Origin of the sequence: Streptomyces sp. M2CJ-2, assembly GCF_016757295.1 — a bacterium.
Taxonomy (GTDB): Bacteria; Actinomycetota; Actinomycetes; order Streptomycetales; family Streptomycetaceae; genus Streptomyces.
Genome location: NZ_JAESIF010000007.1, coordinates 67,938 through 90,291 on the forward strand (window position 1 = coordinate 67,938; position 22,354 = coordinate 90,291).

The 22,354-nt window shown below is 72.4% G+C and carries 21 protein-coding genes and 1 pseudogene; 11 read left to right on the top strand and 11 right to left on the bottom strand.

The features are described 5' to 3' along the window. Positions 1–34: 34 nt before the first annotated feature. Positions 35–1,005 (bottom strand): annotated as a pseudogene (locus JL475_RS08960) (GlxA family transcriptional regulator). Positions 1,006–1,204: 199 nt separating this feature from the next. Here JL475_RS08960 and JL475_RS08965 point away from each other — a divergent pair. Both JL475_RS08965 and JL475_RS08970 read left to right on the top strand, forming a co-directional pair. Then, positions 1,205–1,675, top strand: coding sequence for a hypothetical protein (locus tag JL475_RS08965; RefSeq protein WP_202276908.1), 471 nt, complete (start codon positions 1,205–1,207; stop codon positions 1,673–1,675). 162 nt (positions 1,676–1,837) lie between these two features. Further along, the gene (locus JL475_RS08970; RefSeq protein ID WP_202276909.1) at positions 1,838–2,053 is read left to right on the top strand and encodes a hypothetical protein; all 216 of its coding nucleotides are present in this window, start codon (positions 1,838–1,840) and stop codon (positions 2,051–2,053) included. Positions 2,054–2,101: 48 nt separating this feature from the next. Here the strand turns inward: JL475_RS08970 and tgmB are convergent, their stop codons facing one another. The 4 genes from tgmB to JL475_RS08990 form a co-directional block, all read right to left on the bottom strand. Next, complete coding sequence (gene tgmB, locus JL475_RS08975) at positions 2,102–3,085, bottom strand: ATP-grasp ribosomal peptide maturase (protein WP_202276910.1); 984 nt, start codon at positions 3,083–3,085, stop codon at positions 2,102–2,104. 16 nt (positions 3,086–3,101) lie between these two features. Further along, positions 3,102–3,293 (bottom strand): putative ATP-grasp-modified RiPP, encoded by a 192-nt coding sequence (tgmA, locus tag JL475_RS08980; RefSeq protein WP_202276911.1) that lies wholly within the window; start codon positions 3,291–3,293, stop codon positions 3,102–3,104. Positions 3,294–3,412: 119 nt separating this feature from the next. Then, positions 3,413–3,733 (bottom strand): YkvA family protein, encoded by a 321-nt coding sequence (locus JL475_RS08985; protein ID WP_202276912.1) that lies wholly within the window; start codon positions 3,731–3,733, stop codon positions 3,413–3,415. 146 nt (positions 3,734–3,879) lie between these two features. Beyond that, positions 3,880–4,098 carry a hypothetical protein gene (locus tag JL475_RS08990; protein WP_202276913.1) on the bottom strand — a complete coding sequence of 73 codons (219 nt, stop codon included), beginning with the start codon at positions 4,096–4,098 and terminating at the stop codon, positions 3,880–3,882. Between JL475_RS08990 and JL475_RS08995 the strand changes: the two genes are divergently transcribed. Then, positions 4,064–5,317, top strand: a complete 1,254-nt coding sequence (locus JL475_RS08995; protein ID WP_202276914.1) for a hypothetical protein — start codon at positions 4,064–4,066, stop codon at positions 5,315–5,317. The two genes, JL475_RS08990 and JL475_RS08995, sit on opposite strands and share 35 nt — an antisense overlap. 55 nt (positions 5,318–5,372) lie before the next feature. Here the strand turns inward: JL475_RS08995 and JL475_RS09000 are convergent, their stop codons facing one another. Next, complete coding sequence (locus tag JL475_RS09000; RefSeq protein WP_202276915.1) at positions 5,373–6,590, bottom strand: hypothetical protein; 1,218 nt, start codon at positions 6,588–6,590, stop codon at positions 5,373–5,375. A gap of 447 nt (positions 6,591–7,037) precedes the next feature. On the opposite strand from JL475_RS09000, the gene JL475_RS09005 reads away from it, so the two are divergent. From JL475_RS09005 to JL475_RS09020, 4 genes are all read left to right on the top strand, one after another. Next, the gene (locus tag JL475_RS09005) at positions 7,038–7,451 is read left to right on the top strand and encodes a hypothetical protein (RefSeq protein ID WP_202276916.1); all 414 of its coding nucleotides are present in this window, start codon (positions 7,038–7,040) and stop codon (positions 7,449–7,451) included. Beyond that, on the top strand, positions 7,448–8,254 hold the full coding sequence (locus JL475_RS09010; protein ID WP_202276917.1) for a hypothetical protein: 807 nt from the start codon (positions 7,448–7,450) through the stop codon (positions 8,252–8,254). Before JL475_RS09005 ends, JL475_RS09010 begins: the two co-directional genes overlap by 4 nt. A 38-nt stretch (positions 8,255–8,292) precedes the next feature. Further along, entirely contained in the window at positions 8,293–8,811 is a 519-nt protein-coding gene (locus JL475_RS09015) for a roadblock/LC7 domain-containing protein (RefSeq protein ID WP_202276918.1), read from the top strand. 85 nt (positions 8,812–8,896) lie between these two features. Next, positions 8,897–9,271 carry a hypothetical protein gene (locus JL475_RS09020; RefSeq protein WP_202276919.1) on the top strand — a complete coding sequence of 125 codons (375 nt, stop codon included), beginning with the start codon at positions 8,897–8,899 and terminating at the stop codon, positions 9,269–9,271. A gap of 105 nt (positions 9,272–9,376) precedes the next feature. On the opposite strand, the gene JL475_RS09025 is transcribed toward JL475_RS09020, so the two are convergent. Together JL475_RS09025 and JL475_RS09030 are read right to left on the bottom strand one after the other, a co-directional pair. Further along, positions 9,377–10,579 carry a globin domain-containing protein gene (locus JL475_RS09025; protein WP_202276920.1) on the bottom strand — a complete coding sequence of 401 codons (1,203 nt, stop codon included), beginning with the start codon at positions 10,577–10,579 and terminating at the stop codon, positions 9,377–9,379. Between the two features lie 216 nt (positions 10,580–10,795). Next, positions 10,796–11,179: an STAS domain-containing protein gene (locus JL475_RS09030; protein WP_202276921.1), complete on the bottom strand. Its 384-nt coding sequence runs from the start codon at positions 11,177–11,179 to the stop codon at positions 10,796–10,798. Positions 11,180–11,624: 445 nt separating this feature from the next. Between JL475_RS09030 and JL475_RS09035 the strand changes: the two genes are divergently transcribed. The 3 genes from JL475_RS09035 to JL475_RS09045 all read left to right on the top strand — a co-directional run bounded on the left by JL475_RS09035 (position 11,625) and on the right by JL475_RS09045 (position 16,613). Beyond that, on the top strand, positions 11,625–12,320 hold the full coding sequence (locus JL475_RS09035; RefSeq protein ID WP_202276922.1) for a response regulator transcription factor: 696 nt from the start codon (positions 11,625–11,627) through the stop codon (positions 12,318–12,320). A 103-nt stretch (positions 12,321–12,423) separates the two neighbouring features. Then, positions 12,424–14,148: a GAF domain-containing sensor histidine kinase gene (locus tag JL475_RS09040; protein WP_202276923.1), complete on the top strand. Its 1,725-nt coding sequence runs from the start codon at positions 12,424–12,426 to the stop codon at positions 14,146–14,148. A 95-nt stretch (positions 14,149–14,243) separates the two neighbouring features. After that, a complete protein-coding gene (locus tag JL475_RS09045; protein ID WP_202276924.1) occupies positions 14,244–16,613 on the top strand; it encodes a glycoside hydrolase family 65 protein in 2,370 nt (789 codons plus the stop codon). Between the two features lie 55 nt (positions 16,614–16,668). Here the strand turns inward: JL475_RS09045 and JL475_RS09050 are convergent, their stop codons facing one another. The 3 genes from JL475_RS09050 to JL475_RS09060 all read right to left on the bottom strand — a co-directional run bounded on the left by JL475_RS09050 (position 16,669) and on the right by JL475_RS09060 (position 21,679). Then, complete coding sequence (locus tag JL475_RS09050; protein ID WP_202276925.1) at positions 16,669–18,033, bottom strand: FAD-dependent oxidoreductase; 1,365 nt, start codon at positions 18,031–18,033, stop codon at positions 16,669–16,671. A 150-nt stretch (positions 18,034–18,183) separates the two neighbouring features. Beyond that, complete coding sequence (locus JL475_RS09055; protein ID WP_202276926.1) at positions 18,184–20,922, bottom strand: SpoIIE family protein phosphatase/ATP-binding protein; 2,739 nt, start codon at positions 20,920–20,922, stop codon at positions 18,184–18,186. Between the two features lie 211 nt (positions 20,923–21,133). Further along, a complete protein-coding gene (locus JL475_RS09060) occupies positions 21,134–21,679 on the bottom strand; it encodes a hypothetical protein (protein WP_202276927.1) in 546 nt (181 codons plus the stop codon). A 343-nt stretch (positions 21,680–22,022) separates the two neighbouring features. Between JL475_RS09060 and JL475_RS09065 the strand changes: the two genes are divergently transcribed. Then, positions 22,023–22,283, top strand: coding sequence for a DUF397 domain-containing protein (locus tag JL475_RS09065; RefSeq protein WP_202276928.1), 261 nt, complete (start codon positions 22,023–22,025; stop codon positions 22,281–22,283). Positions 22,284–22,354 lie beyond the last annotated feature (71 nt).

Genomic DNA, 22,354 nt, shown 5'->3' on the forward strand with positions numbered 1-22,354 from the left:
TTTCGCCGTTCCGCCGAGGCAAGCAGGTCTTTCGCTACGAGCCGGTGTTCACGACGGGCCTTCGCCCGTGGAACGCCGACCGATACGCATACGGTGTGGTGCCCACCACCTTGCGGAACCGCTCACGGAACGCCGTGGGTGAGCCGAACCCCGACTGCTGTGCGATCCGTTCGACGGTGTAGTCGCTGTTCTCCAGCAGGTACTGCGCCCGCCGCACCCGCGCCCGCAGCAGCCACTGCACCGGCGTGGTGCCGGTCTGCTCACGGAACCGGCGGCCGAAGGTGCGCTCACTCATCCCGGCGCGCGCCGCCATCGCCCCGAGGGTGACCTCGTGCGCCAGATTGTCCTCGAGCCACTCCAGAAGCGGTTCCAGGGCCGACCCGCGGGGCACGGGCGGATACTGGTGCACGATGAACTGGGCCTGCCCGCCCTCCCGTTCCAGCGGCATGACGGACATCCGGGCCGTGTTCGCGGCCACGGCCGAGCCGAGGTCCCGGCGGATCATGTGCAGGCACATGTCCAGTGCGGCGGCGGCGCCGGCCGAGGTGAGGATCTGCCCGTTGTCGACGTAGAGCACGTCGGGCTGCACCTCGACGTGCGGAAAGTCACGGGCCAGCCGGTCCGCGGCCACCCAGTGCGTGGTGGCGCGCAGCCCGTCCAGCAACCCGGCCTCCGCCAGGACGAACGCGCCCACGCACACCGAGGCGATCCGGGTGCCCGCCTCGGCCGCCCGGCGCAGTGCCGCGCGGACGGCGGGGAGAGCGGCACGGCACCTTCGGCACAACCCGGGACGATGATCGTGTCGGCGTCCGCCAGGGCCTCCAGCCCGCGGTCGACGCGCAGGACCAGCCCGCCGTCCGCCACCACCTCGGGTGTCTCCGCGCACGGGCGCACCCGGTAGGCGGGCCGGCCGTCGGGCAGCTGCGTCCAGTCGAAGGTCTGCATGGGGGCCGCCATGTCGAACGGGATGACCCGGTCGAGCAACAGGATCGCCACGGAGTGCATGAACGCCACGATAGACGGATTCCCGCCACCGACAAGAGCCGGGTGGAACCAGGACGGCGGTACGGCGACGACGAGGGAGGGCAGCTCGGCGGTGTTGGCGGGAACCCGTCGGAAGCTGTCGATCCGGCCCCTGGGAGAGCGTCCCCCGGGCCCCTAACGTGGGCCCGGCACCGCTGACCACACCAAGGAAAGAACCCCGGTGACCAAGTTCCTGCTGTCCGTCCACGTCCTCGCCGCCATCATCGCCGTCGGTCCCGTGACCGTCGCGGCGAGCATGTTCCCGCCGGCCGTGCGCCGAGCCGCCGCCGAGGGCGGCGGGCCCGCGGCGACGGCGGTGACCACTGTCGGAGTGCTGCACCGCATCTGCGGGGTCTACGCCCGGATCGGGATCGCGGTGCCCGTCCTCGGGCTCGCCACGGCTCTCGCCATGGGAGTCCTGGGCGACGGCTGGCTCATCACCTCCATCGCCCTGACGGCGGCCGCCGCGGGCGTCCTGAGCGCCTTCGTCCTGCCCGGTCAGGAGGAGTTCGTCGAGCAGTTGGCGCAGGGCCGAGCCGTCGACCGGCAGGCCACGGTGCGACTGGCCATGTCCACCGGTGTGTTCAACCTGCTGTGGGCGACGGTCACGGTCCTCATGATCGTTCGCCCCGGCTCCACGACGGGAGCCTGACCGAACCGCGCCGGGCCCGGCCGGGGCTCGCGCCGGCCGCCCCTCCTGTCCCGGTCTGCGTCAAGTCGTACGGGTGAATTCCCGCTTCGTGGTGTCCGGGCGCCTACACTCGGCAGTCGCGCCCCCGCTCCGGGGGCGACGAGCAGAGAGGCGCGTTGCCGGGTGTTCCAGGATTCCCCCATCTACGACCGACTCATCGCGGAGTGCGGCGATGTGCCCGCGCAGGTCCGCAGGGAGGCCGAACGAGTGAGCAGGGAACTGGAGCTGGTCATGCGGCCCCTGCAGTCGTCCGGGTACACCCCGGGCCTCGACCGTCCGCAGTCCCCGGGCAACGGCTGGCAGCGCACCGCCCTGTTGCCCGGCCCCCGGCCGCACTGACCCGGACGAAGGGCCCGTACCACCGCGTCCAGGCGTGGTGGCGGGCCCTCAGCGCGCCGTGGTGCGTACCCCGTTGACACCCGGAGTCTCTTGGGGGGCGGGCCGGGCCAGCCACTCGGCGACGGCGCGGGCGATCGGCTGTCCCGTCTCCACCTCGACGAATCCGAACTGACCCGACTGGTTGCACTCCAGGAACCACCACGTTCCGTCCGCGTCCTCGGCGAAGTCGAAGGCTCCGTAAGCCAGTCCGGCCTCGCGCAGATAGGCGTGGACGGCGTCGGCGGTGCGCGGCGGCACGTCGACCGGCTCCCAGGGGGAGGAGGATGTGGCGAAACGCACATCGACCTCCGTCGGTTCCGCGTCCGGGGCCGTCGCCTTGCGGGCGGCCAGCAGGCGCTCGCCCACGACGGTGAGCCGGATGTCGGCCCGCTTCGCGATCCGCCGCTGGAGCAGTGTCGGTCCGAACGCCACGGCGGCGAAGTCGGTGTCCGGCGCCACCCGGCTGGTCGGCACGGCCCGCGGCGGATCCTGCGGATGCGCTCCGGAGACCGGTTTGACCACCAGGTCCGGGAAGCGCTCCGCGAACTCCCGGGCGGCGCGCGGGAAGGTCGTGATCACCGTGGCGGGCACGGGCAGGCCGCAGCGCTGGGCCAGCCGTAGCTGCCACGGCTTGTGGCGGGCCTGCCGGGCCGCGTCCGGATGGTTCATCCAGCGGGCGTCCGAGCCGCGCAGCATGCCGTAGAGGGCCTGGGCGGCCTCCTCGGTCAGCCACGGCGACGGCCGGGCCGCCCGCCCGGCCGGGGTGCCCGGCCTGCGCACCCACACGGACCGCAGCCCGCCGATGCTCACCAGCCGCCCCCCGGCGGAGAGATGGCCGCGAAAGCGGCCGTGGACGTATTCACCCGAGAGCGAGACCCCGCCGGTCAGATCTGCCGGGTCGAGGCGTACCACCGGAACCCCGGAATCGTGCAGATGCACGATCACCATGTCGGCGGTCACGTCCTCTTCGCAGGTGAGGATCAGTACGGTCATCGTCTGCGGTCCATGGTCAGTCGTCGAAGTGGGTCTTGGACCCCGCGGTGGACGTCGTGGTGCCCACCTCCCGCAACAGTGTGTGATCGCAGGCCGCCACCCGTCCGTCGACGAGTACGTTCAACTGCAGTCCAGAGTCGTACACATACGGAGTGGTTACGGCCAACTCCGGTGCCGGACGTGCGTAGTTGAGCGCGAACGGTTGCATCGTCTCTCCCTCGTCGGTACCGCGCCGACCAGCGACGGCCCACCGTGCGCCGTCGCTTGGTCCGCCGACTTGTTTTGGCTTCCAGAGACTTATACGAATCGAACGGGTGGTTGGTTTCCTTACGGAGCGTAGCCGTCGGCGGGTTCACGGTCCGGTCGCCGGGGCGTCGCCCCGAGGGAACGTGCGCCGAGGGAGCCGCGCATGGTGCGCAGGGCGAGCAGCAGGACGCCGATGTCGTCCAAATAGATCGGGTCGGGCAACAGGTCGGCCGGCAGTACCAGATAGAGGACCGCACCCCAGAACACCCAGCGGGGGCCCGTGGGCAGACCGGCGTCCCGCAGCGCCCGCCGGGTGCGGACCAGTCGCACCAGGACGGCCACGGCGCAGGCCAGCACGGCGGCCGCGACGACGGCGACGAGTACCACGGTGGTGGTGTCCACGGGGTGTCCTCCTCCAGGAGCGGCGAGGCAACGGTCTCTCTGTCTGGATGCCCGGTAACGGCCCCGGCTATGGCATCCGCCGGACGCATGGAGCAATACAGGTCATCCCCATGGCCCAGCCGAGTGGCCGTGCGGGGCGAAGGCACCTAGTAATGGTCCACGTAACGTCGCTCGTCGTACGTCCGGGGGCGAGGAGCGGCCTCAGCCTTCTTCATGGAGCCGAGCATGACCACCTGCTCTTCGTCATCCTCCTCGAACACCTCGAACACCTCGAACGAATCCGCGATACCCGCCTGGACGGACCCGGCCCTCCCGCCGGCACCGCCGACGATGCCCCCTCCGTCCGCCGCGACGGTCTCCGCCACCGGCACCGTCCTGCTGGACCCGGCCCCGATCGGCACCGGGGACGCTGTCGGCGGCCTGATGTGCGCGGCGGTGTCGGACCGCCCCCTGGAGGAGGTCGCCGACCTCATCACGTCGCTGGCACGCTCGCCCGAGCACACGCCGGCCGTGGTCGACGCCCTGCGCGCCGTCGGGGTGGGCCGGTCCGTGGAGGACGTCGCCCGTCTGGTCGCCCTGCTGACCCGGCCGCCCCGCGACGCCGACAGCGCCGACGAGGTGATCCGGGCCGCGGCGGCGCACCGTCCCGTGGCGGACGTGACCCGGCTGGTGACGCTGCTGCAGAACGAGGAACTGGCACCCCACTGCCGTGAGGAGGCGCTGCGGGCCGCAGCCTCCGGCCGCTCCGTCGAGGAACTGATCGAGCTGATAGACCGGCTCGCCGCGCAGGAGCCACCGGAACGCCCCGGCAGCCCGACAGCGGTCCCGTCGGCCCCGCCTCGCTCCGAGGACGACCACGGCGACGAGGGCGACGACGTGTACGGAGACCGGCACCGAGCCCCGTACCGAGCCGGAAGCAGCGGCCGGGACGGGGGTGGGGAGCGGAGAGGCACCCGGGACGACGAGGTGGTCGGGGGCGGGCGCGGAACGACGCCGGAGGCCGGGCACCGAACCGTCCGCCGCGGCGCCCGGGGCGCGGCGGCCCTGCGCTCGAGACGGCGGATCAGGCACCACCGGCCCCGCGCGCGAACGGGGCAGGGCACGGGGCCCGGCCGGAGACCCGACGGCACCGCCCTCGAGTACCCGCCCGAACAGGTGGACCGGTCCCTGACCTGGTCCAGTTGGCTCGCCGCGGTGGCCCTCGCCCTGTGCGCGGTGGCCCACTTCCCCCTGCACTGTGACGGTTCCGCACTGGGCCTGCACGCCTTCACCGTCGGCCTGTCGGTGCTCTGCACGGCGCTGGCCCTGATCCTGGTGGTGCGCCCCGGCGCGCTGGTGCTCGCGCCGGCGGTCGTCGTACCCGCGGCCCTGGTCGGGGCGCACGCCTGCGGTCCGTCCTTCCCGTCCGTCTTCCTGTCCCGGGCCGTCCGCCTCGCGCTCGCCCCGCAGTGGCTGGCCAGTGCGGCGGCCGTCACCGCCGCGCTGCTGGCGCTGACGGCCCTGGTCGTCCGGGTGGCGTCACCGTTCCCCGGCAGGCACTGGGCGGTGTGGCCGGCACCCGGGACACACCGGATGCCGGACTGAGCGCGCACCGACCGAGGAGGGGCGCCGGGATCACCGGGCACGGACCGGGAAGGCCCTACGGGCCCGAAGCCGCCGACTGCCTGTCGGTGGCGGGCGGGGCCCCGCGCTCCTCGCGCTCCTCCTCGTCGGCCGACGGGCGACGCGCCGCCCTGGGACCGAACTTCAGACGCTCCAGCGTGCGCGTCAGCTGCCGCACGGGCGACGGAGCCGGCGTACCACCGGGCGGCAGGGCACGGGGCCCGGAGGCCGCGGCGGACTCCCGGTAGGCGGCCAGCGCCTCGTGCGCGCTCTCGGCCGCCTCGCGGTACAGGTCGCGGGACTTCGTCATGGCCTCCAGCGCGTCGGCGTACATGGCGACCAGCCGGCGCTCGCGGGCGAGCTCCTCCTCCAGGGTCAGCAGACGCCAGTCCTCCCGCAGCGCGGTCAGAGCGGCCTCGGCGCCGTCCGGCAGCGGACGCGGCAGCGCCGCGAACCGGCTCACCGCGTCGACCAGGTCGACGGGGCGGGTGCCGTCCAGGAACACCGCGCGCACCGAGAACTCCCCGGCGTCGTAGCCGTCCGGGACCGGTCCGCCGGGCAGCACCACGGCACCGCCGCGCGGCACCTCGACACCGGAGTCCCGCAGCGCCCAGTTCACGACCCGCAGCTGATGCGGCGCGGCCCGGTGCTCCACCACGCGGTGCCGCAGCCCCGACGGCAGCCAGTGGGCGAGCGGCAGCCGGCCGCGGTCGTCGGTGGTCATCGCCTCGTGGACGACGACATGGATGTTCCACCCGTTCCCGCCGGCGCTCCGCGCGCAGTCGCGCAGCAGCCGCCGTACGGCCTTGTCGTCCTCGGGGAGCGGATTGATCTCTCCCAGCCGCAGTCCCGTGGCCGCGTCGTGGTTCCAGTCCGGGGCCGGGTCGTCCAGGGGCCAGAACATACCTGCGGGGGACGGCCACGTGTGGTCCCAGGGCTGCTCGGCCTCGGCGACCAGGATCCAATGTTGCCCGTCCCCGTCGGCGGGGCCGACGCTCAGCCGGGCGCGCACGGTCACCTCCCCGGCGACCCGGACACGGGCCTGGAACACCCGGTCCGGCGTGTCGTGCCGCGTCTCGTGCCCGGCTTCGGGCACGTCGTCGGGCAATTCCAGGAAGGCGTCGACGCCCCCGCTGCCCTCCAGCCGGGGCAGGGTGCGCCGGAGCACGTCCAGCGCTGAGGCACCGGTGTGCCGGCCGGCGGTCAGCCAGACGGACGGAGGGATCGTGGGGCGGGCTGTGCGTGAGGTAGGCATGGGTCCAGGGGTGAACGGGGGCACGTGCTCCTGCCATTGTCGTCGCTGTCGGACGGCGAACTGACGAGGGCTCCGCCGGGAGGCGGTCCTCGTCCGCGGCTACCCGCGCTGTGGGGCTCTCATGTGCCACGTGTCGCCCCGTACGCGGGTCCCGCGCACGGGGTGTGCGGGGCGCACACATGGCGGAAGGCTTTCACTCGTGGTCGCGACAGTACCCGGTCCCCACAATGGAATCCGGTGAGCAGGGCCGACCCGCCATCCGCACAGGGGAAGGTCCTGCTCGTCCCCCGGTCCACCGGACCGGGAAAATCGCTGACGTTATCAGCACCGAAGCTTCCTTGTCGCATATTCCAAGGGAAAACACCAAAGCCCCCACCTCGGTCGAGCACACACCGTAGCGTCGACGTCACGTTCGCGGTACAGCCGTGCGATGAGGGGGGATCCGGCGTGCCCGGAATCGACGAGAGCCTGCTGGAAGCCATGCGACTGCCCGGTGCGCGGGGTGCACTGGTGGTCGACTGGATCAGTGGACTCGCGCTGGGCGCGGTGGGCGACGCGCCGGGCGACGACCCGGAGGCGACAGCGGCGGAGACCGCCGAGCTCGCCCGCCTCGCCATGGAGAGCGGCACACTCGCACCGGCCGACGGCGGCCTGTCCGTCGGGTCCGTCGCCTCCGGCAAGGAACCCCCCGTCCAGGACCTCATCCTCACCACCGTCGACGCGTACCACCTGCTCCGGTTCGTCATCACGGCCTTCGACAGCACCGTGTTCCTGTACCTGTGGCTCGACCGCCGTGACGGCAACCTGGCCCTGGCCCGCATCCGGCTGGCCGAGATGGCGGACCGGCTGGTGCTCGGATGACCACGGCGGCACCCATCGAGGGATCGGCGCCCACCGGCGGATCGGTGCCGGCCGCGCTCGGCAGCCTCGCGGCGGACCGTGCCACCGGGGCCCTCTCCACCGAGTCCGGGGTCTTCTACCTGGCGGCGGGGCACGTCGTCCATGTCGAATCCGTGTACAGCCCCGACCTCGGCGATCTGCTCACCCGCAGCGGTGCCCTCCCGGCCGACGGCTGGTGGGAGGCGGTCGAGCGGGCCGGGGCCCGCCACCGCGTCGGCCGCCAGCTGGTCGACAGCGGCCGTCTCACCGAGGGCGCGCTGGAACTGTGCCACACGGGCGCGCTGTTCGACGCGGCGTACTTCGCGCTGGCCCAGGACACCGCCGCGCTCCGCTTCCGCCCGGAAGCAGCGCACTGGCTCGGCGCGGTCCGCCCGGTTCCGGTGCACAGCGTGCTGCGCGAGTCGCGGCGTCGCCGCGATCTGCTGCACCGCATCTGGCCCGACCCCACCGTCGACACCGCCCCCCTCACCCGCGCGTCCGGCGCCGACCCGGCGGACCTGCCGCCCCGCCGCGGCCGGACCCTCGCCCGGGTCGACGGGGCCAGCACCGCCGCGCAGATCGCCTCGGCCCTGGCCTGCCGCACCTTCCACACCCTCGTCGAACTGCGCCGCCTGGCCGCCGCCGGACTGATCACCCCCGCACCACCGCCCCCACCCCCGCCCGTCGCCACCGTCCCCCACGGCACCGGCGAAGCCGGCTCCACATGGGACGAGCCCGACACAGCGCTGCTGCGACGGCTCCTGGACGCCTTGGAGGCCCTGTGATCCGCGCGCGTCGACAGCGTGCCGAAAGGAGACTGCTCATGGCCGTCGAGACCGACGTGCTGGACGAACTGCGTCGGCTCCGTACCCGGGTCCCCAGGCTGGCGGGATCACTCGCGGCCACCGTCGACGGGCTCGTCCTCGCCCACGACGTGCCCGACACCGAACCGGAGGGGCTGGCCGCGCTCACCGCCGCCGCGCTCGGTGTCGCGTACCGAGTGACGGACGCCACCGCCCGCGGCGAGTTCCGCGAACTGCTGGTGCGCGGGACGCGGGGATACGTGGCGACCTACGCCGCAGGAAGCACCGCCGTGCTCACCCTGCTCGCCGACGACCGGGTCAACGTGGGCCGGCTGCATCTGGAGGGCCGGCGCAGCGGGGCCCGCATCGCGGACCTGGTCGCCACCGGCGCCGGCCCCGGCGTGGGCCGGCACGCCGACCGCACGGCACCCGAACAAGGCCCCGTACCCGCACTGGACACGGACCGCCGGATCGGCACCCTCCCGGTGCGCGCTCCGCAGCGGCCCGCACACCGGCCCCGGCCCCAGGCCGGCGGCTGAATCCGGGCTCTTCCTCCCGGCCCGCCGCCGCGGCACGACCCGGCGACCGGCCAGAACAACGATCACGACCGAAAGGAAACCTCTCATGGCCAACACCGAGACCGCGCTCAAGGACTGCCTCAGCTCCATCGACGGCGCGACGGCCGCCGCACTCGTCGACTACACCAGCGGCATGGCGCTCGGCACGATCGGCGGTGGCAAGGACTTCAACCTGGAGGTCGCCGCCGCGGGCAACACCGACGTCATGCGCTCGAAACTGCGCACCATGGAACTCCTGGGGCTGAAGGACGAGATCGACGACATCCTGATCACCCTGGGCACCCAGTACCACCTGATCCGCCCGCTCACGGGGCGCGGCGGCAACGGTCTGTTCCTGTACCTGGTCCTGGACAAGGTGCGCGCCAACCTGGCGATGGCGCGCCACCAGCTGCGCCGGATCGAGACCGACCTGGAGGTCTGAGCAGGGACCGGACCGGAGCGGTTCGGAACGCCGCAACGGGCGTGTGCCCTCCGCGAGCACCACTCGCGAAGGGCACACGCCCGTTGCGGCGTCAGCCGGCCTCGGTCAGGCCGCGTCGGGGAGCCACAGGTCGGGACCGAAGACCTCATAGCTGATCTGCCGGGCGGGGACGCCGGCACCCAGGAGCCCGCCACGCACCGTGCGCATGAACGGCAGCGGGCCGCACAGGTACACCGACGCGTCCGCAGCGACGTCGATCCCGGTGAGATCCATCAGGCCGTCGCGCGCGTCGGGCTCCTCGGCGCCCGGCCGCTCGTACCAGAAGACCGCGCGGGCGTTCGGCAGTCGCTCCACCAGGGACCGCACCTCGGCGCGCAGGGCGTGCTCGTCGGGCGAGGTGTCGGCGTGCAGCACCAGGACCCGGCGGGCCGAGCCCGTCGCGGCGAGCCGGGCGAGCATGCCCACCATGGGGGTGCAGCCGATACCGGCCGAGACCAGCACCAGCGGGGTGTCGGCCTCGTCCAGGGCCACGTCGCCGGCCGGCACGGACAGCGCGAGTTCGTCCCCCACACCGATCTGCGCGTGCAGCAGGTCGGACACCTCGCCGTCCGGTGCCTCCGCCTCGCCGGTGACGCGTTTGACGGTGATGCGGCGCAGGTCGCCCCCGGGGTCCGAGGACAGGCTGTACTGGCGCAGCTGGTGCACCCCGTCGGGCATCCGCAGCCGCACGCTCACGTACTGCCCGGCCCGTGCGGGCGGGGCGGGCTCGCCGTCGGCCGGACGCAGCAGGAACGACACCACGTCGGGGGTCTCCTCGTGCCGTTCGACGACCGTCCACTGCCGCCATATCGAGCCCGGCTCGACCCCCGCCTGCTGGTAGAGGCGGGCCTCCTGCCCGATGAGGGCACCGGCCATCAGCCAGTACACCTCGTCCCAGGCGGCGGCCACCTCCGGGGTGACGGCCTCGCCGAGCACCTCCGCGATCGCGCCGAACAGGTATTTGTGCACGATCGTGTACTGGTCGTCGGTGACCCCGACCGCGATGTGCTTGTGCGCGATCCGTGCCAGCAGGGCGTCCGGCCGGGTGTCCGGGTCGGCGAGCAGCGCCTGCGCGAAACCGGCGATGGAACCGGCCAGCGCCCGGCGCTGGGCACCACTGGCCTGGTTGCCCCGGTTGAACATGCCGTCCAGCAGTTCGGGGCGGTCGCGGAACATCGCACCGTAGAAACGTGCGGTGATCTCGTCGAGCGCTCCGGCCACGGCGGGAAGGGTGGCCCGGACCACTGCGGCAGATTCTTCGGACAGCATGAGGTCTCCCAACAGCGTGACGGAGTAAGGGCGTTGGGCCGCCGTTCCGGACCGGCGGCACCACCTGTATAGCAATCCGGCATGAGGGTTTCCGTCGGTAACCGGTGTTGGCGGGGAACTGCGGGCCCATCGGCCCGGGAGAAGGGGACCTTCGGTCCCGGGCGCCGCGCACCGGCAGGGCCGATCGGCTCGGCCACGGGGGACCCACGGCGCTGTTCAGTGGCTTTCGCGCACCGTGGGGGCGGCCGCGTCGAGCTCCGCGGGCGGCCGGGAAAGCAGTTCGAAGACGCCGGTGAGCCGGACGTGGTGGAGGACGCGCAGGAAGGAGGGCCTGTCCGTGATCAGCCGCAGCCGCCCGCCGCGGGCCAGCACCCGGTTGCGGGCGCGGCACAGCACGCCCAGCCCCGAGCAGTCGATGAAGGACACGGCGCGCAGATCGAGCACCAGGTCGGGGAAGGCGCGGTCGGTCAGCGCGTCCAGGCGCCGCGACAGAACGGGCACGGTGCGCAGGTCGAGTTCACCGCGCGGGGTGACGACTGTCGTTCCGGCGACGGTCCGTTCGGACGGCTCCGCCACGGACCGGCTGGGGTTCTGGGGCATACCGTCCAGGCAACCCGGAGCGGCGGGCCCGCCGGTAGGGCCGGCCGGCCCCAGCCGCAGCGGTCCACCGGGGCCGACCGGCACTGACCGGTGAGTACGGCACTCGGGGAGGACGAGGACGGGGCGGGCACCGGAACCGTCGGTATCGTGAGCGGAGCGACACCGCGGGGGATCGGCGCCGCTCCTGTCCTCGAGGATGGCCCGGCCGCGCGCCGTGGCACAGGTGCCGATGGTCCCGGCGTCCCGGACCGACCGGCCTCGGCCGCGTCGCACAGGACGGCGGGTGGCCCGGGGCGAAACGGGTCACCCGAGGAAAGCAAGGCCGGTCGGCCCTGGCCGTCCGGCCCGTGATCGAGAAGGATCTCCCTGTAGAGGACCGGCCGGCCGACAGCCGGCGGCCGGCATACGAGGTCATTCAAGGACATTCGAGGACAAGGAGCGTCAGATGGCGGACAGTGAGCAGCCCGGACCGGACCGGCCCATCCGGGTCTTTCTGCTGGACGACCACGAGGTGGTCCGCCGCGGAGTGCACGACCTGCTCAACGACGAACCGGACATCACCGTGGTCGGCGAGGCCGCCACCGTCGAGCAGGCCCTGGTCCGCGTCCCCGCGCTCCGCCCCGACGTGGCGGTCCTCGACGTCCGCCTGCCCGACGGCGACGGTGTGACCGTCTGCCGCGAGCTGCGCTCGAAGATGCCCGACCTGGCCTGTCTGATGCTCACCTCGTTCGACGACGAGGAGGCCCTGCTGGACTCGATCATGGCGGGTGCCTCCGGCTATGTGCTGAAGCAGATCCAGGGCTCGGACCTGGTCGCGGCCGTGCGGACGGTCGCCTCGGGACAGTCCCTGCTCGACCCGAGCGCCACCACCCGCCTGATGGCCCGGCTGCGGCAGGAACAGGAGGAGCCGGAGGAGGAGCCGGACGCCCTGCCGGGACTGACCGAACGCGAGCGGGAGATCCTCGCGCTGATCGGTGAAGGACTGACCAACCGGCAGATCGGCCAGCGGCTGTATCTCGCGGAGAAGACGGTGAAGAACCACATCTCCCGGCTGCTGGCCAAGCTCGGGGTGGAGCGCCGTATCCAGGCCGCCGTGATCGCCACCCAGGCCCAGGACCGGCTGCGGCGCACGGACCGCTGACGCCGGGTACGGCATTCGGTGGGACGTGACCGTGCCGGGCCCGTTACCGTGGCACCTGCCGGGGGCACGCTCCCGGTGGGGCGAGCGAACGGGAGGACCACGGGTGGAGAGCTCCGAGCGGGACGGGGACGCCCGTCTTCGGCTGCCGCAGCTGAGGCTGGACGAGTTGCTGGAGGAGCTCCAGGCCCGGACCGACGCGGCCCGCGGTACGCGTGACCGGGTGCACAGCCTGCTGGAGGCCGTTCTCGAGGTGGGGCGCGAGCTCGACCTGAAGCAGGTCCTGCACAGCATCGTCGACGCCGCGGCGGTGCTGGTGGACGCGGAGTACGCCGCCCTCGGCGTGATCGGCCCCGACGGCAAACGGCTGTCGGCCTTCCACACCGTCGGCGTCAGCGAGGAAGTGATCGCCCGCATCGGCCACTTCCCCGAGGGGCACGGCATCCTCGGGGAACTGATCCGCCACCCCGAGCCGCTGCGGCTGGCCAAGCTCTCCGACCACCCCTCCTCCTACGGGTTCCCGCCCCACCACCCGCCGATGAACAGCTTTCTCGGCGTCCCCATCCGGGTCCGTGACCAGATCTTCGGCAACCTGTACCTCACCGAGAAGCGCGCCGGGGCGAAGTTCGACGAGGAGGACGAGTCGGTCCTGTCGACCCTGGCCGTCGCCGCGGGCGTGGCCATCGACAACGCCCGGCTCTACGAGGAGTCCCGACTGCGGGAGCGGTGGCTGCAGGCGAACACGGAGATCACCCACGCCCTGATGTCCGGCAGCGGCGGCAGCGAGGCCCTCCTGCTGATCGCCGAGCGCGCCAGGGAGATCACCGGCGCCGCGCTCGCCGAGGTGGCGGTGCCGATGGAGGGCACCGGATCACTGACCGTGGAACTCGCCATCGGCCAGGAGGCGGACGCCCACCGCGGGCTCGTCGTCCCCGTCGACGACAGTCTGCTGGGCCGGGCGTTCACCAGCGCCGCTCCCGTCACCAGCCCGGACGTCTCCAGCGACGAGCGGGTCTCGTCCGGACCACCGCGCTTCGCCGGACTCGGCCCGGCGGTGGCGGTGCCCGTCGGATCGGACGACGGTGTCCGGGGCATCGTCCTGCTGGTGCGCGCCACCGGCGCCGGCGAGTTCTCCGAGAAGGAGATCGAACCACTGCAGGGCTTCGCCGCGCAGGCGGCCGTGGCGATGGAACTGGCGGAGCGGCGCCGCGACGCCGAGCAGATCGCCGTGCTCGAGGACCGGGACCGGATCGCCCGGGACCTGCACGACCTGGCGATCCAGCGGCTGTTCGCCACCGGGATGACGCTGCAGAGCGCCGGCCGCTTCATCGAGCACAAGGAGGCCTCGGAGCGGGTCGCCCGGGCGGTGGACGACCTGGACGAGACCATAAAGATCATCAGGTCGACCATCTTCGGTCTGCGCGCGCACGACACCGCGTCCGGGACCGGTCTGCGGGCCCGCGTGGTGCGGGTGGCCGGCGAGGCGGCCCCCCTGCTCGGCTTCGCCCCCAGCGTGCGGATGGAGGGCCTGGTCGACACCCATGTGTCGAAGGAGACCGCCGACCATGTGGTGGCCGTCCTGTCCGAGTCCCTGACCAACATCGCCCGGCACGCGCGCGCCGACCGCGCCCAGGTGGCCCTCGAGACCGACGGCCGCGAGGTGCGGCTGACGGTCTCCGACAACGGTGTGGGCATCCCGGCCGGCGGCCGCCGCAGCGGACTGCGCAACATGGCCGAGCGCGCCGCGCAACTCGGGGGCGAACTGGAGATCGACAGCTCCGCGGACCGGGGCACCACCCTGGTGTGGCGCGCGCCCGTACGGGAGGGTTAGGACCCGTCCGGCCGCGTGTGGTCGGCCCGGGGCTGGGTACCCCGTGCCGAACCACCGGGGCTCTCCGCTGGGCCGACCGCGGAAGGAGCGTCGTCGTGACGGGCTGGACCTGGGAGTACGAGGGGTACGACGCCGCCGAGGCGCGCCTGCGGGAGTCGCTGTGCACGCTCGGCAACGGCTACTTCGCCACCCGGGGAGCGCTGCCGGAGTGCACCGCCGACGAGGTGCACTACCCGGGCACCTACAAGGCCGGCTGCTACGACCGGCTCACCTCGGAGGTCGCCGGGCGGCAGGTGGAGAACGAGGACCTTGTCAACCTCCCCAACTGGCTGCCGCTGCGCTTCCGGCTGCCCGGCGGCACCTGGCTCACCCCCGACACCGCGACCGTGCTCGACCACCACGAGACCCTGCGGATGGCCTCCGGGCTGCTGGAGCGGCTGACCCGGTACGACCTGGGCGACGGCCGGGTGCTGAGGATCCGCCAGGAACGGATGGTGCACATGGCCGACCCCCATCTGGCCGCGCTGCGCACCGAGTTCACGGGGGAGCAGCACTCCGGCGCCCTCGAGGTCGAGGCGGCGCTCGACGGCGACGTCACCAACGCGGGAGTGACACGCTACCGAGACCTGGACGGCCGGCATCTGACCCATGTGCACAGCGGCAGCTCGGCGCCGGACACGGTGTGGCTGTCCTGCCGCACCCGTACCTCGGACATCCTGATCGCCTTCGCCTCCCGGCTGCTGTCCGAGGCGCCCACCGCGATCCGCAGGGAGGACCGACGTGCCGTCCAGTCGACCCGTCTGCACCTGGCCCCGGGCCACACGGCGACCGTGGACAAGATCGTCGCCCTCCACACCTCGCGCGACCCGGCCATCAGCGACCCCTTGCACGCCGCCGTCGACCGGGTGGACCGTGTCCCCGCCTACGACGAACTGCTGGAGTCCCACCGGACGGCCTGGGGCCAGCTGTGGCGCCGGGGCGAACTGGACGTCCCCGGCGAGGCCGGCAGCATTCTGCGTCTGCATCTCTTCCATGTGCTCCAGACGCTCTCCCCGCACACCGCCGACCTGGACGTCGGGGTGCCGGCCAGGGGACTGCACGGCGAGGCCTACCGCGGACACGTCTTCTGGGACGAGCTGTTCGTGCTGCCCTACCTCAACCTGCACTTCCCCGAGGTCTCCCACGCCCTGCTGCACTACCGGCACCGCCGGCTGGGCCGGGCCCTCAACGCTGCCCGGGACGTCGGACGCAGAGGGGCGATGTTCCCCTGGCAGAGCGGCAGCGACGGCCGGGAGGAGGCCCAACAGCTCCACCTCAACCCGCGGTCGGGCCGCTGGGTGCCCGACCACTCCCACCTCCAGCACCATGTGGGCTCGGCGATCGCGTACAACGTGTGGCAGTACTGCGAGGCCAGCGGCGACACGGAGTTCCTGCACACCAAGGGCGCCGAACTACTGCTGCAGATCTCCCGCTTCTGGGCGGACGCCGCCGCCTGGGACCCGCTGCTGGGCCGGCACCGGATCAAGGGTGTGGTCGGCCCCGACGAGTACCACGACGCCTATCCCGACGCGGCCGAGCCCGGACTGGACGACAACGCGTACACGAACGTGACCGCTGCCTGGGTGCTCGCCCACACCCTCGACGTGCTGCGCGACCTGCCCGAGCCGCGACGGCGGGAACTCGACGAGCGCACGGGACTGGACGAAAGCGAACTCGAGAAGTGGGAGGAGGTCTCCCGCACCCTGCACGTGCCCTTCCACGACGGGGTCATCAGCCAGTTCGAGGGGTACGGAAAGCTCGCCGAGCTCGACTGGCAGGACTACCGGCGGCGTTACGACGACATCCGGCGGCTGGACCGGATCCTGGAGGCCGAGGGCGACAGCGTCAACCGCTACCGGGCCTCGAAGCAGGCGGACGTCCTGATGCTCGGCTATCTGTTCGCCCCGGCCGAACTACAGGGCCTGTTCAGCCGGTTGGGGCATGAGTTGGACGAGGCGACCTGGCGGCTCACGGTGGACCACTACCTGCACCGCACCAGCCACGGCTCCACCCTCAGCGGCCTCGTCCACGGCTGGGTGCTGGCCCGGGAGCGGCGCGCCGAGGCTTGGACGTTCTGCCAGGAGGCACTGCGCGGGGACATCGCCGACATCCAGGGCGGCACCACCGGTGAGGGCATTCACCTCGGTGCCATGGCCGGCACCCTCGACCTGGTCCAGCGCGGGCTGCCCGGGCTGGAGACCCGGGGCGGCGACCTGCGGCTGGACCCGGTGCCCCTGCCGGAGCTGTCCTCCTACGGTTTCACCCTGCGCTACCACGGCCACTGGGGTGTCCGGCTGAGGCTGGAACGCGGCCTGCTGGAGATCGCCGTACCGGCCTCCGGCCCCGCCCCGATCGACGTGCGCCTCCCGGACCGCACGGCCCGCCTCCACCCGGGGGAGACGGGCCGCCTGCCGCTCACGGAATGACGGTCCGGCGGGGGCCCGGGGCCGGCCGCAGGTCGTCGGCCGCCCGGCTCTCAGTTCACGCGCCGCTCTCCCGCAGCATGTCCTCACGCTCCACGAGCTTCACCCGATCGCGTCCCTGCGGCTCACCCAGCGCCTTCTCCGCGGCGTCCAGCCGGTACCAGCCGTCCCAGGTGGTGTAGCGGACGGCGCGCTCGGCGAGGAACGCGTCCACGGCCTCCGGGGCGGGCGAGACCGGAGCCGACAGCCGGCCGTTGGCGAAGTCGTCCAGCAGGTTCGCCACCGTCTCGTTGGCGTCGCCCTTGGTGTGGCCGATCAGGCCCACCGGGCCGCGGCGGATCCACCCGGTGACGTATGTGGACGTCAGGTGCTCGCCGTTCTCCTGCATGACCCGGCCGCCCTTGTCCGGAACGGTGCCGGAGTCGAGGTCCCAGGGCAGCTTGGGAAGCTTGTCGGACAGGTAGCCCACCGCGCGGTAGACCGCGCTGACGTCCCAGTCCTTGAACTCGCCGGTGCCCTTGACGTTGCCGGTGCCGTCCAGCTCCGTGCGCTCGGTGCGCAGGCCGACCACCTTGCCGTCCTCACCGAGGATCTCGGACGGCGACTCGAAGAAGTGCAGGAACAGCTTGTGCGGACGGTCGCCGACATCGCGGATCGCCCACTTCTCCAGGGTCTTGGCGACCATGTCGGCCTGCTTGTTGCCGCGCCGGGTCGCGATCGAGCCCTCGTCGTAGTCGATGTCCTCGGGGTCGACGATCACCTCGATGCTGGGGGAGTGGTCCAGCTCCCTCAGCTCCATCGGGCTGAACTTCGCCTGCGCCGGGCCGCGGCGGCCGAAGACGTGGATCTCCCGCGCCCGGTTGGCCTTCAGCCCCTCGTGGACGTTCGGCGGGATCTCCGTCGGCAGCAGTTCGTCCGCCGTCTTGGCCAGGATGCGGGCGACGTCGAGGGCGACGTTGCCGACGCCGAGCACGGCGACCTTCTCCGCCTCGAGCGGCCAGGTGCGCGGCACGTCCGGGTGACCGTCGTACCAGGAGACGAAGTCGGCCGCGCCGTACGAGCCGTCGAGGTCGATCCCCGGGACGGACATCGCCCGGTCGGCGGTCGCGCCGGTGGCGAAGATCACAGCGTCGTAGAACGCGCGCAGGTCGTCGAGATGGATGTCCGCGCCGTAGTCCACATTGCCGAACAGCCGGATCTGCGGCTTGTCGAGCACCTGGTGCAGGGCCGTGATGATGCCCTTGATCCGCGGGTGGTCGGGAGCGACGCCGTACCGGATCAGACCGAACGGCGCCGGCATGCGCTCGAAGATGTCGATGGAGACGCCCGGTTCGGCGGCCACGTCGGACTTGAGCAGGGCGTCGGCGGCGTAGATCCCGGCGGGGCCGGATCCTACGACGGCTACCCGCAGGGGGCGGGGCATGGGCAGGTTCCCTTCGAGCGATGACAAGAGCCTCACTCGATCCTAAACAAAGGCTTGCCTTACCTGGTACGCGGGTCCGGTCTATGGGCACATAAGCGGCCCTTATGGCTCCTCAAGGCTTCTCGCATGCTCTCGGCGTGAACCCCGTGGTCACGGGAGGGACTGCTCCGCCCAGATGACCTTACCGGCCGGTAGGTAGCGGGTGCCCCAGCGCTCCGCCAGCTGCGCCACCAGGAACAGGCCGCGCCCGCCCTCGTCGGTCATGGTCGCGTACCGCAGGTGCGGCGAGGTGCTGCTGCTGTCGAAGACCTCGCAGATCAGATGGCGGTCCCGCAGCATCCGCACCTCGATGGGACCGCCGCCGTACCGGATCGCGTTGGTGACCAGCTCGCTCAGGATCAGCTCCGTGCTGAAGGAGAGGTCCTCCAGTCCCCACTCGGTCAGCTTCCGGGTGACCGCGGCGCGCACCTCGGCGACGGCCGCCGGTTCGGAGGGCACCGGCCACTGGGCGATCCGGTCCGCGGCGAGCGCCCGGGTACGGGCCACCAGCAGGGCGATGTCGTCCCGTGCCCTGACCGGACTCCGGGAGTCCAGCACGGCCCGGCAGGTGTCCTCGGGGGAGTCCCCGGCCCGCGACAGCGCCTCGCGCAGCAGTTCCAGACCGACGTCGATGTCGTGCTCCCGGTCCTCGACCAGCCCGTCGGTGTACAGGACGAGACGGCTGCCCTCCGCCGGCTCCAGCTCGACCGTCTCGAACGGCAGCCCGCCCAGCCCCAGGGGCGGGCCGGCGGGCACGTCCACGAATTCCACGGTGCCGTCCGGGTGGATCAGCGCGGGCGGCGGATGGCCCGCGCGGGCGACCTCGCACGTCCGGGTGACCGGGTCGTAGACGGCGTACAGACAGGTCGCCCCGGTCACCGGGGCGCTGTGCTCGTCCTCCGTCTCGTCCGAGTCGATGCGGCCGACCAACTCGTCCAGCAGGCCCAGCAGCTCGTCGGGCGGCAGGTCGAGCGCGGAGAAGTTGTGCACCGCCGTGCGCAGTCGCCCCATGGTGGCCGCGGCGTGCAGCCCGTGCCCGACGACATCTCCGACCACCAGTGCGACCCGCGCCCCGGACAGCGGCAGGACATCGAACCAGTCACCGCCCACCCCGGCCTGGGCGGGCAGATAGCGGTAGGCGATGTCCAGGGCGCTCTGCTCGGGCAGACTGCGGGGCAGCAGGCTGCGCTGGAGCGTGACCGCCATGCTGTGCTCGCGCGTGTAGCGGCGGGCGTTGTCGATGGACACCGCGGCCCGTGAGACCAGTTCCTCCGCCAGAGCCAGCTCGTCCTCGTCGAACGGCTCGGGCTTCTCGGAACGCCAGAAGCCGACCACGCCCAGCAGCAGGGAACCGGCCCGCAGCGGCACGGTGATCAGCGAGTGGATGCCGTACTCCACGATCTGCCCGGAGCGCTCCACGTCCTGCGCCCGCCATCCCGGGGCCTCACTCAGCCGGGGCTCGACGAGCGGTCGGCCGAGGGCGAGGCTGCGGCCCTGCGGGGACGACTCGACGAACCGGGTCCGGGTGCCCACCGGGTACAGCGGGGCGTCCTCGCGGACGCCGGCCATCGCCGTGCGGCGCACCGAGCCCGCCCCGTCCGGCTGACCGCCGGCCAGCACCGTCTCGAACAGGTCCACCGTGGTGAAGTCCGCGAACCGCGGTACGGCGAGTTCCGTCAGCTCCTCGGCCGTGCGGGTGATGTCCAGGCTGGTCCCGATGCCCACACCGGCGTCGTAGAGCATGTCGAGCCGCTCCCGCGCGGCCTCGGCCCGGCCGGACAGGGCACGCAGTTCGGTGGAGTCGCGGACCGTGGCGACGCTGCCGGGCGGGCCCCCGGCGCGGTCGGTGGACCGCTGGTTGACGGCCAGCAGCCGGCCGCCGACCCGATGCACCTCGTCCGTGGCGACGCGCCCCGAGGACAGCAGGTCGGCGGTGCCGGGGTCGAGGGGGAGGTCGAGCACATGACGGCCCTCCGCGTCCTCGGGCAGACCGAGCAGCCGGTGCGCCTCGTCGTTGGCGAGCAGCAGGGTGCCGTCGTCGGCGAGGATGACCACGCCTTCCCGCACCGCGTGCAGCACCGCGTCGTGATGTTCGTACATCCGGCTCATCTCGTGCGGACCCAGTCCGTGGGTCTGCAGCAGCAGGCGTCTGCTGATCAGGGCCGCGCCCACGGTGGCCAGCGCGAGTGCGGCGCCCCCGGTGGCCAGCACCAGCGGCAACTGGTCGTCGACGGCGCCCCCGACGTGCTCGGTCGTGATCCCTGCCGAGACCAGGCCCACGACGACGCCGTCGGGGTTGTTCACCGGCACCACCGCCTGGACGAGGGGGCCGAGGGTGCCCGTGATCTCCTCGGTGACCGGCCGTCCGGCCAGCGCGGGTTGCAGGGTGCCGACGAACTTCTTGCCGATACGGTCCGTCCTGGGGTGCGTGTAGCGGATGCCCTCGGTGTTCATGACGACGACGAAGTCGACCTTCGCCTGCCTGCGGATGGTTTCCGCGCGCGGCTGGAGCAGGACAGTGGGATCGGGGGATCCGAGTGCGTCGACGATGCCGGGCGCGTGGGCGAGCGTCTCCGCGACGGCGAGCGAACGGCTGCGGGCCTCCTGAGTGCTGTCGTGCCGTACCTGCAGCACCAGCGCGATCACGGCCGACACGACCAGCAGCAGCACGATCACGACATGCAGGATGAACACCTGCCCTGCGACGCTGCGTACGCTCAGCACCGGCCGGAGCCACGCCGGTGGGTACCACCGCGAACCATCGCCGCCCTGCCGTTTCCGGCGTATGGAGGCCGTGGTGCTGGGCCGCTGGGGCGACCGGGCCTGGGATCGACCCATCAGTCGGACCATGTGCCGAGTTTAACTACAGGCCCCGATGGCCTGTCTTCGACGGGCGACGGCCGTTCGCGGCGGGGCCCCGGGCCGGTCAGGGGCGTCGGCGGTCCCGCCACCGGATGTGCTCGAGGGCCGCGCGACCGGCGGTGCGTTTCCGGTCACGCGGCCCTCCCCCCTCCCGTGCCACTGGCCCCTCGGCGCTCGTCCCCCAGGCGCTCGGAAGGGCTCATTCGGCCAGCGCGCGGGCCAGCTCGGTCGTGGCACGGGCGATCTTGGTGTCCTGGTCGGCCATCAGGCGGTTCAGGTCGCCCCGCCGGGCGCGTACCGCCTGCCGGGCGGCCCGCTCCCACACCACCGGGTTCTCGCGGTGGTTGAGCAGCTTGGGGTACGCGGCGGCGGTGCTCTCCCACTGCCGGGCGTCGGCGATCGCCTTGAGCAGCCGGATGATCTCGGCGCGACAGGTGACGTGCGGCAGCTGCGCCAGCTCCCAGAGGAAGGGGACGGTGGCGGCCGTCGCCTGCTCCACCACGAAGCCGTACTGGCAGATCCGTTTCCGCAGATCGGCCAGAGCGGACCGGGCCGTGTCGGCGTCCCCCCAGGCGATGCCGTTGAGCAGCAGGGGGATGGCCGCCGCCGACCCGGTGGAGTCCTGGATGTCGCGCCACGGCACCCGGGACAGTGACATGAGGGGTGCCGTACGTGCCATTCCGGTCGGGGGCGTGTGGCGCACAGGGCGCTCGCTGCCCGGGTGTTCCGTCGAAGCGCTGCGCATCGCGTGGGTGCCTTTCCGCGGCGGTTGTGTCGAGTGGGGGGGCTGGTCAGAGGGGCGACCGGGCCGGCAACCGGGCCCGGGCCGCGATCCCGGCGCTCGACCAGATCACTTGATGCACGGGTGATGACACGCCATCTCCCTGATGCGACGTCAGGACAGGGCGTCACCAAGGGGGTTGACGCCACAGCTATTATCCACGCTGAGAGTGATCGTGTGCAATTGCACGAGAAATTGCGTGAAGTTTTTCGCGGCGTGGCGGATCGGGCGGTGACCGGGCTCGGTCCCTCCCGCGTGAACGGTCGGACCCCGTCCGGCGACACCCGTGAACAACAAGGAGGCTGCGGTGCCAGGAGTGCGGAACGGAGTGCGGGCGAGTTCCTTGGACGCCTGCTGGATCAAAAGCCGGCACAGCAACGCCGAGGGCAACTGCGTCGAGGTGGCCCCGCTGAGCGACGGCGGTGTCGCGATGCGCAACTCCCGCGACCCCGACGGGCCCGCGCTGGTCTACACGGCCGCGGAGCTGGCGGCATTCCTGGCCGGGGCGAGGGACGGCGAGTTCGACCACCTGGTCCGAGTGCTTCGGAGCCCGGCGCCGGGGCAGTGAAGCGGAGCCCAACTTCCCACTTCCGCAGGGCTTCTTCGAGTGGACGCGCTGGGTAGAGTTAGGTGCGATAG

Coding starts and splice junctions, on each gene's coding strand:
- tgmB (WP_202276910.1), bottom strand. CDS start 3,085: ATGACCGTACTGATCCTCACCTGCGAAGAGGACGTGACCGCCGACATG.
- tgmA (WP_202276911.1), bottom strand. CDS start 3,293: ATGCAACCGTTCGCGCTCAACTACGCACGTCCGGCACCGGAGTTGGCC.
- JL475_RS08995 (WP_202276914.1), top strand. CDS start 4,064: ATGCCCCCTCCGTCCGCCGCGACGGTCTCCGCCACCGGCACCGTCCTG.
- JL475_RS09000 (WP_202276915.1), bottom strand. CDS start 6,590: ATGCCTACCTCACGCACAGCCCGCCCCACGATCCCTCCGTCCGTCTGG.
- JL475_RS09010 (WP_202276917.1), top strand. CDS start 7,448: ATGACCACGGCGGCACCCATCGAGGGATCGGCGCCCACCGGCGGATCG.
- JL475_RS09015 (WP_202276918.1), top strand. CDS start 8,293: ATGGCCGTCGAGACCGACGTGCTGGACGAACTGCGTCGGCTCCGTACC.
- JL475_RS09020 (WP_202276919.1), top strand. CDS start 8,897: ATGGCCAACACCGAGACCGCGCTCAAGGACTGCCTCAGCTCCATCGAC.
- JL475_RS09025 (WP_202276920.1), bottom strand. CDS start 10,579: ATGCTGTCCGAAGAATCTGCCGCAGTGGTCCGGGCCACCCTTCCCGCC.
- JL475_RS09030 (WP_202276921.1), bottom strand. CDS start 11,179: ATGCCCCAGAACCCCAGCCGGTCCGTGGCGGAGCCGTCCGAACGGACC.
- JL475_RS09035 (WP_202276922.1), top strand. CDS start 11,625: ATGGCGGACAGTGAGCAGCCCGGACCGGACCGGCCCATCCGGGTCTTT.
- JL475_RS09050 (WP_202276925.1), bottom strand. CDS start 18,033: ATGCCCCGCCCCCTGCGGGTAGCCGTCGTAGGATCCGGCCCCGCCGGG.
- JL475_RS09055 (WP_202276926.1), bottom strand. CDS start 20,922: ATGGTCCGACTGATGGGTCGATCCCAGGCCCGGTCGCCCCAGCGGCCC.
- JL475_RS09060 (WP_202276927.1), bottom strand. CDS start 21,679: ATGCGCAGCGCTTCGACGGAACACCCGGGCAGCGAGCGCCCTGTGCGC.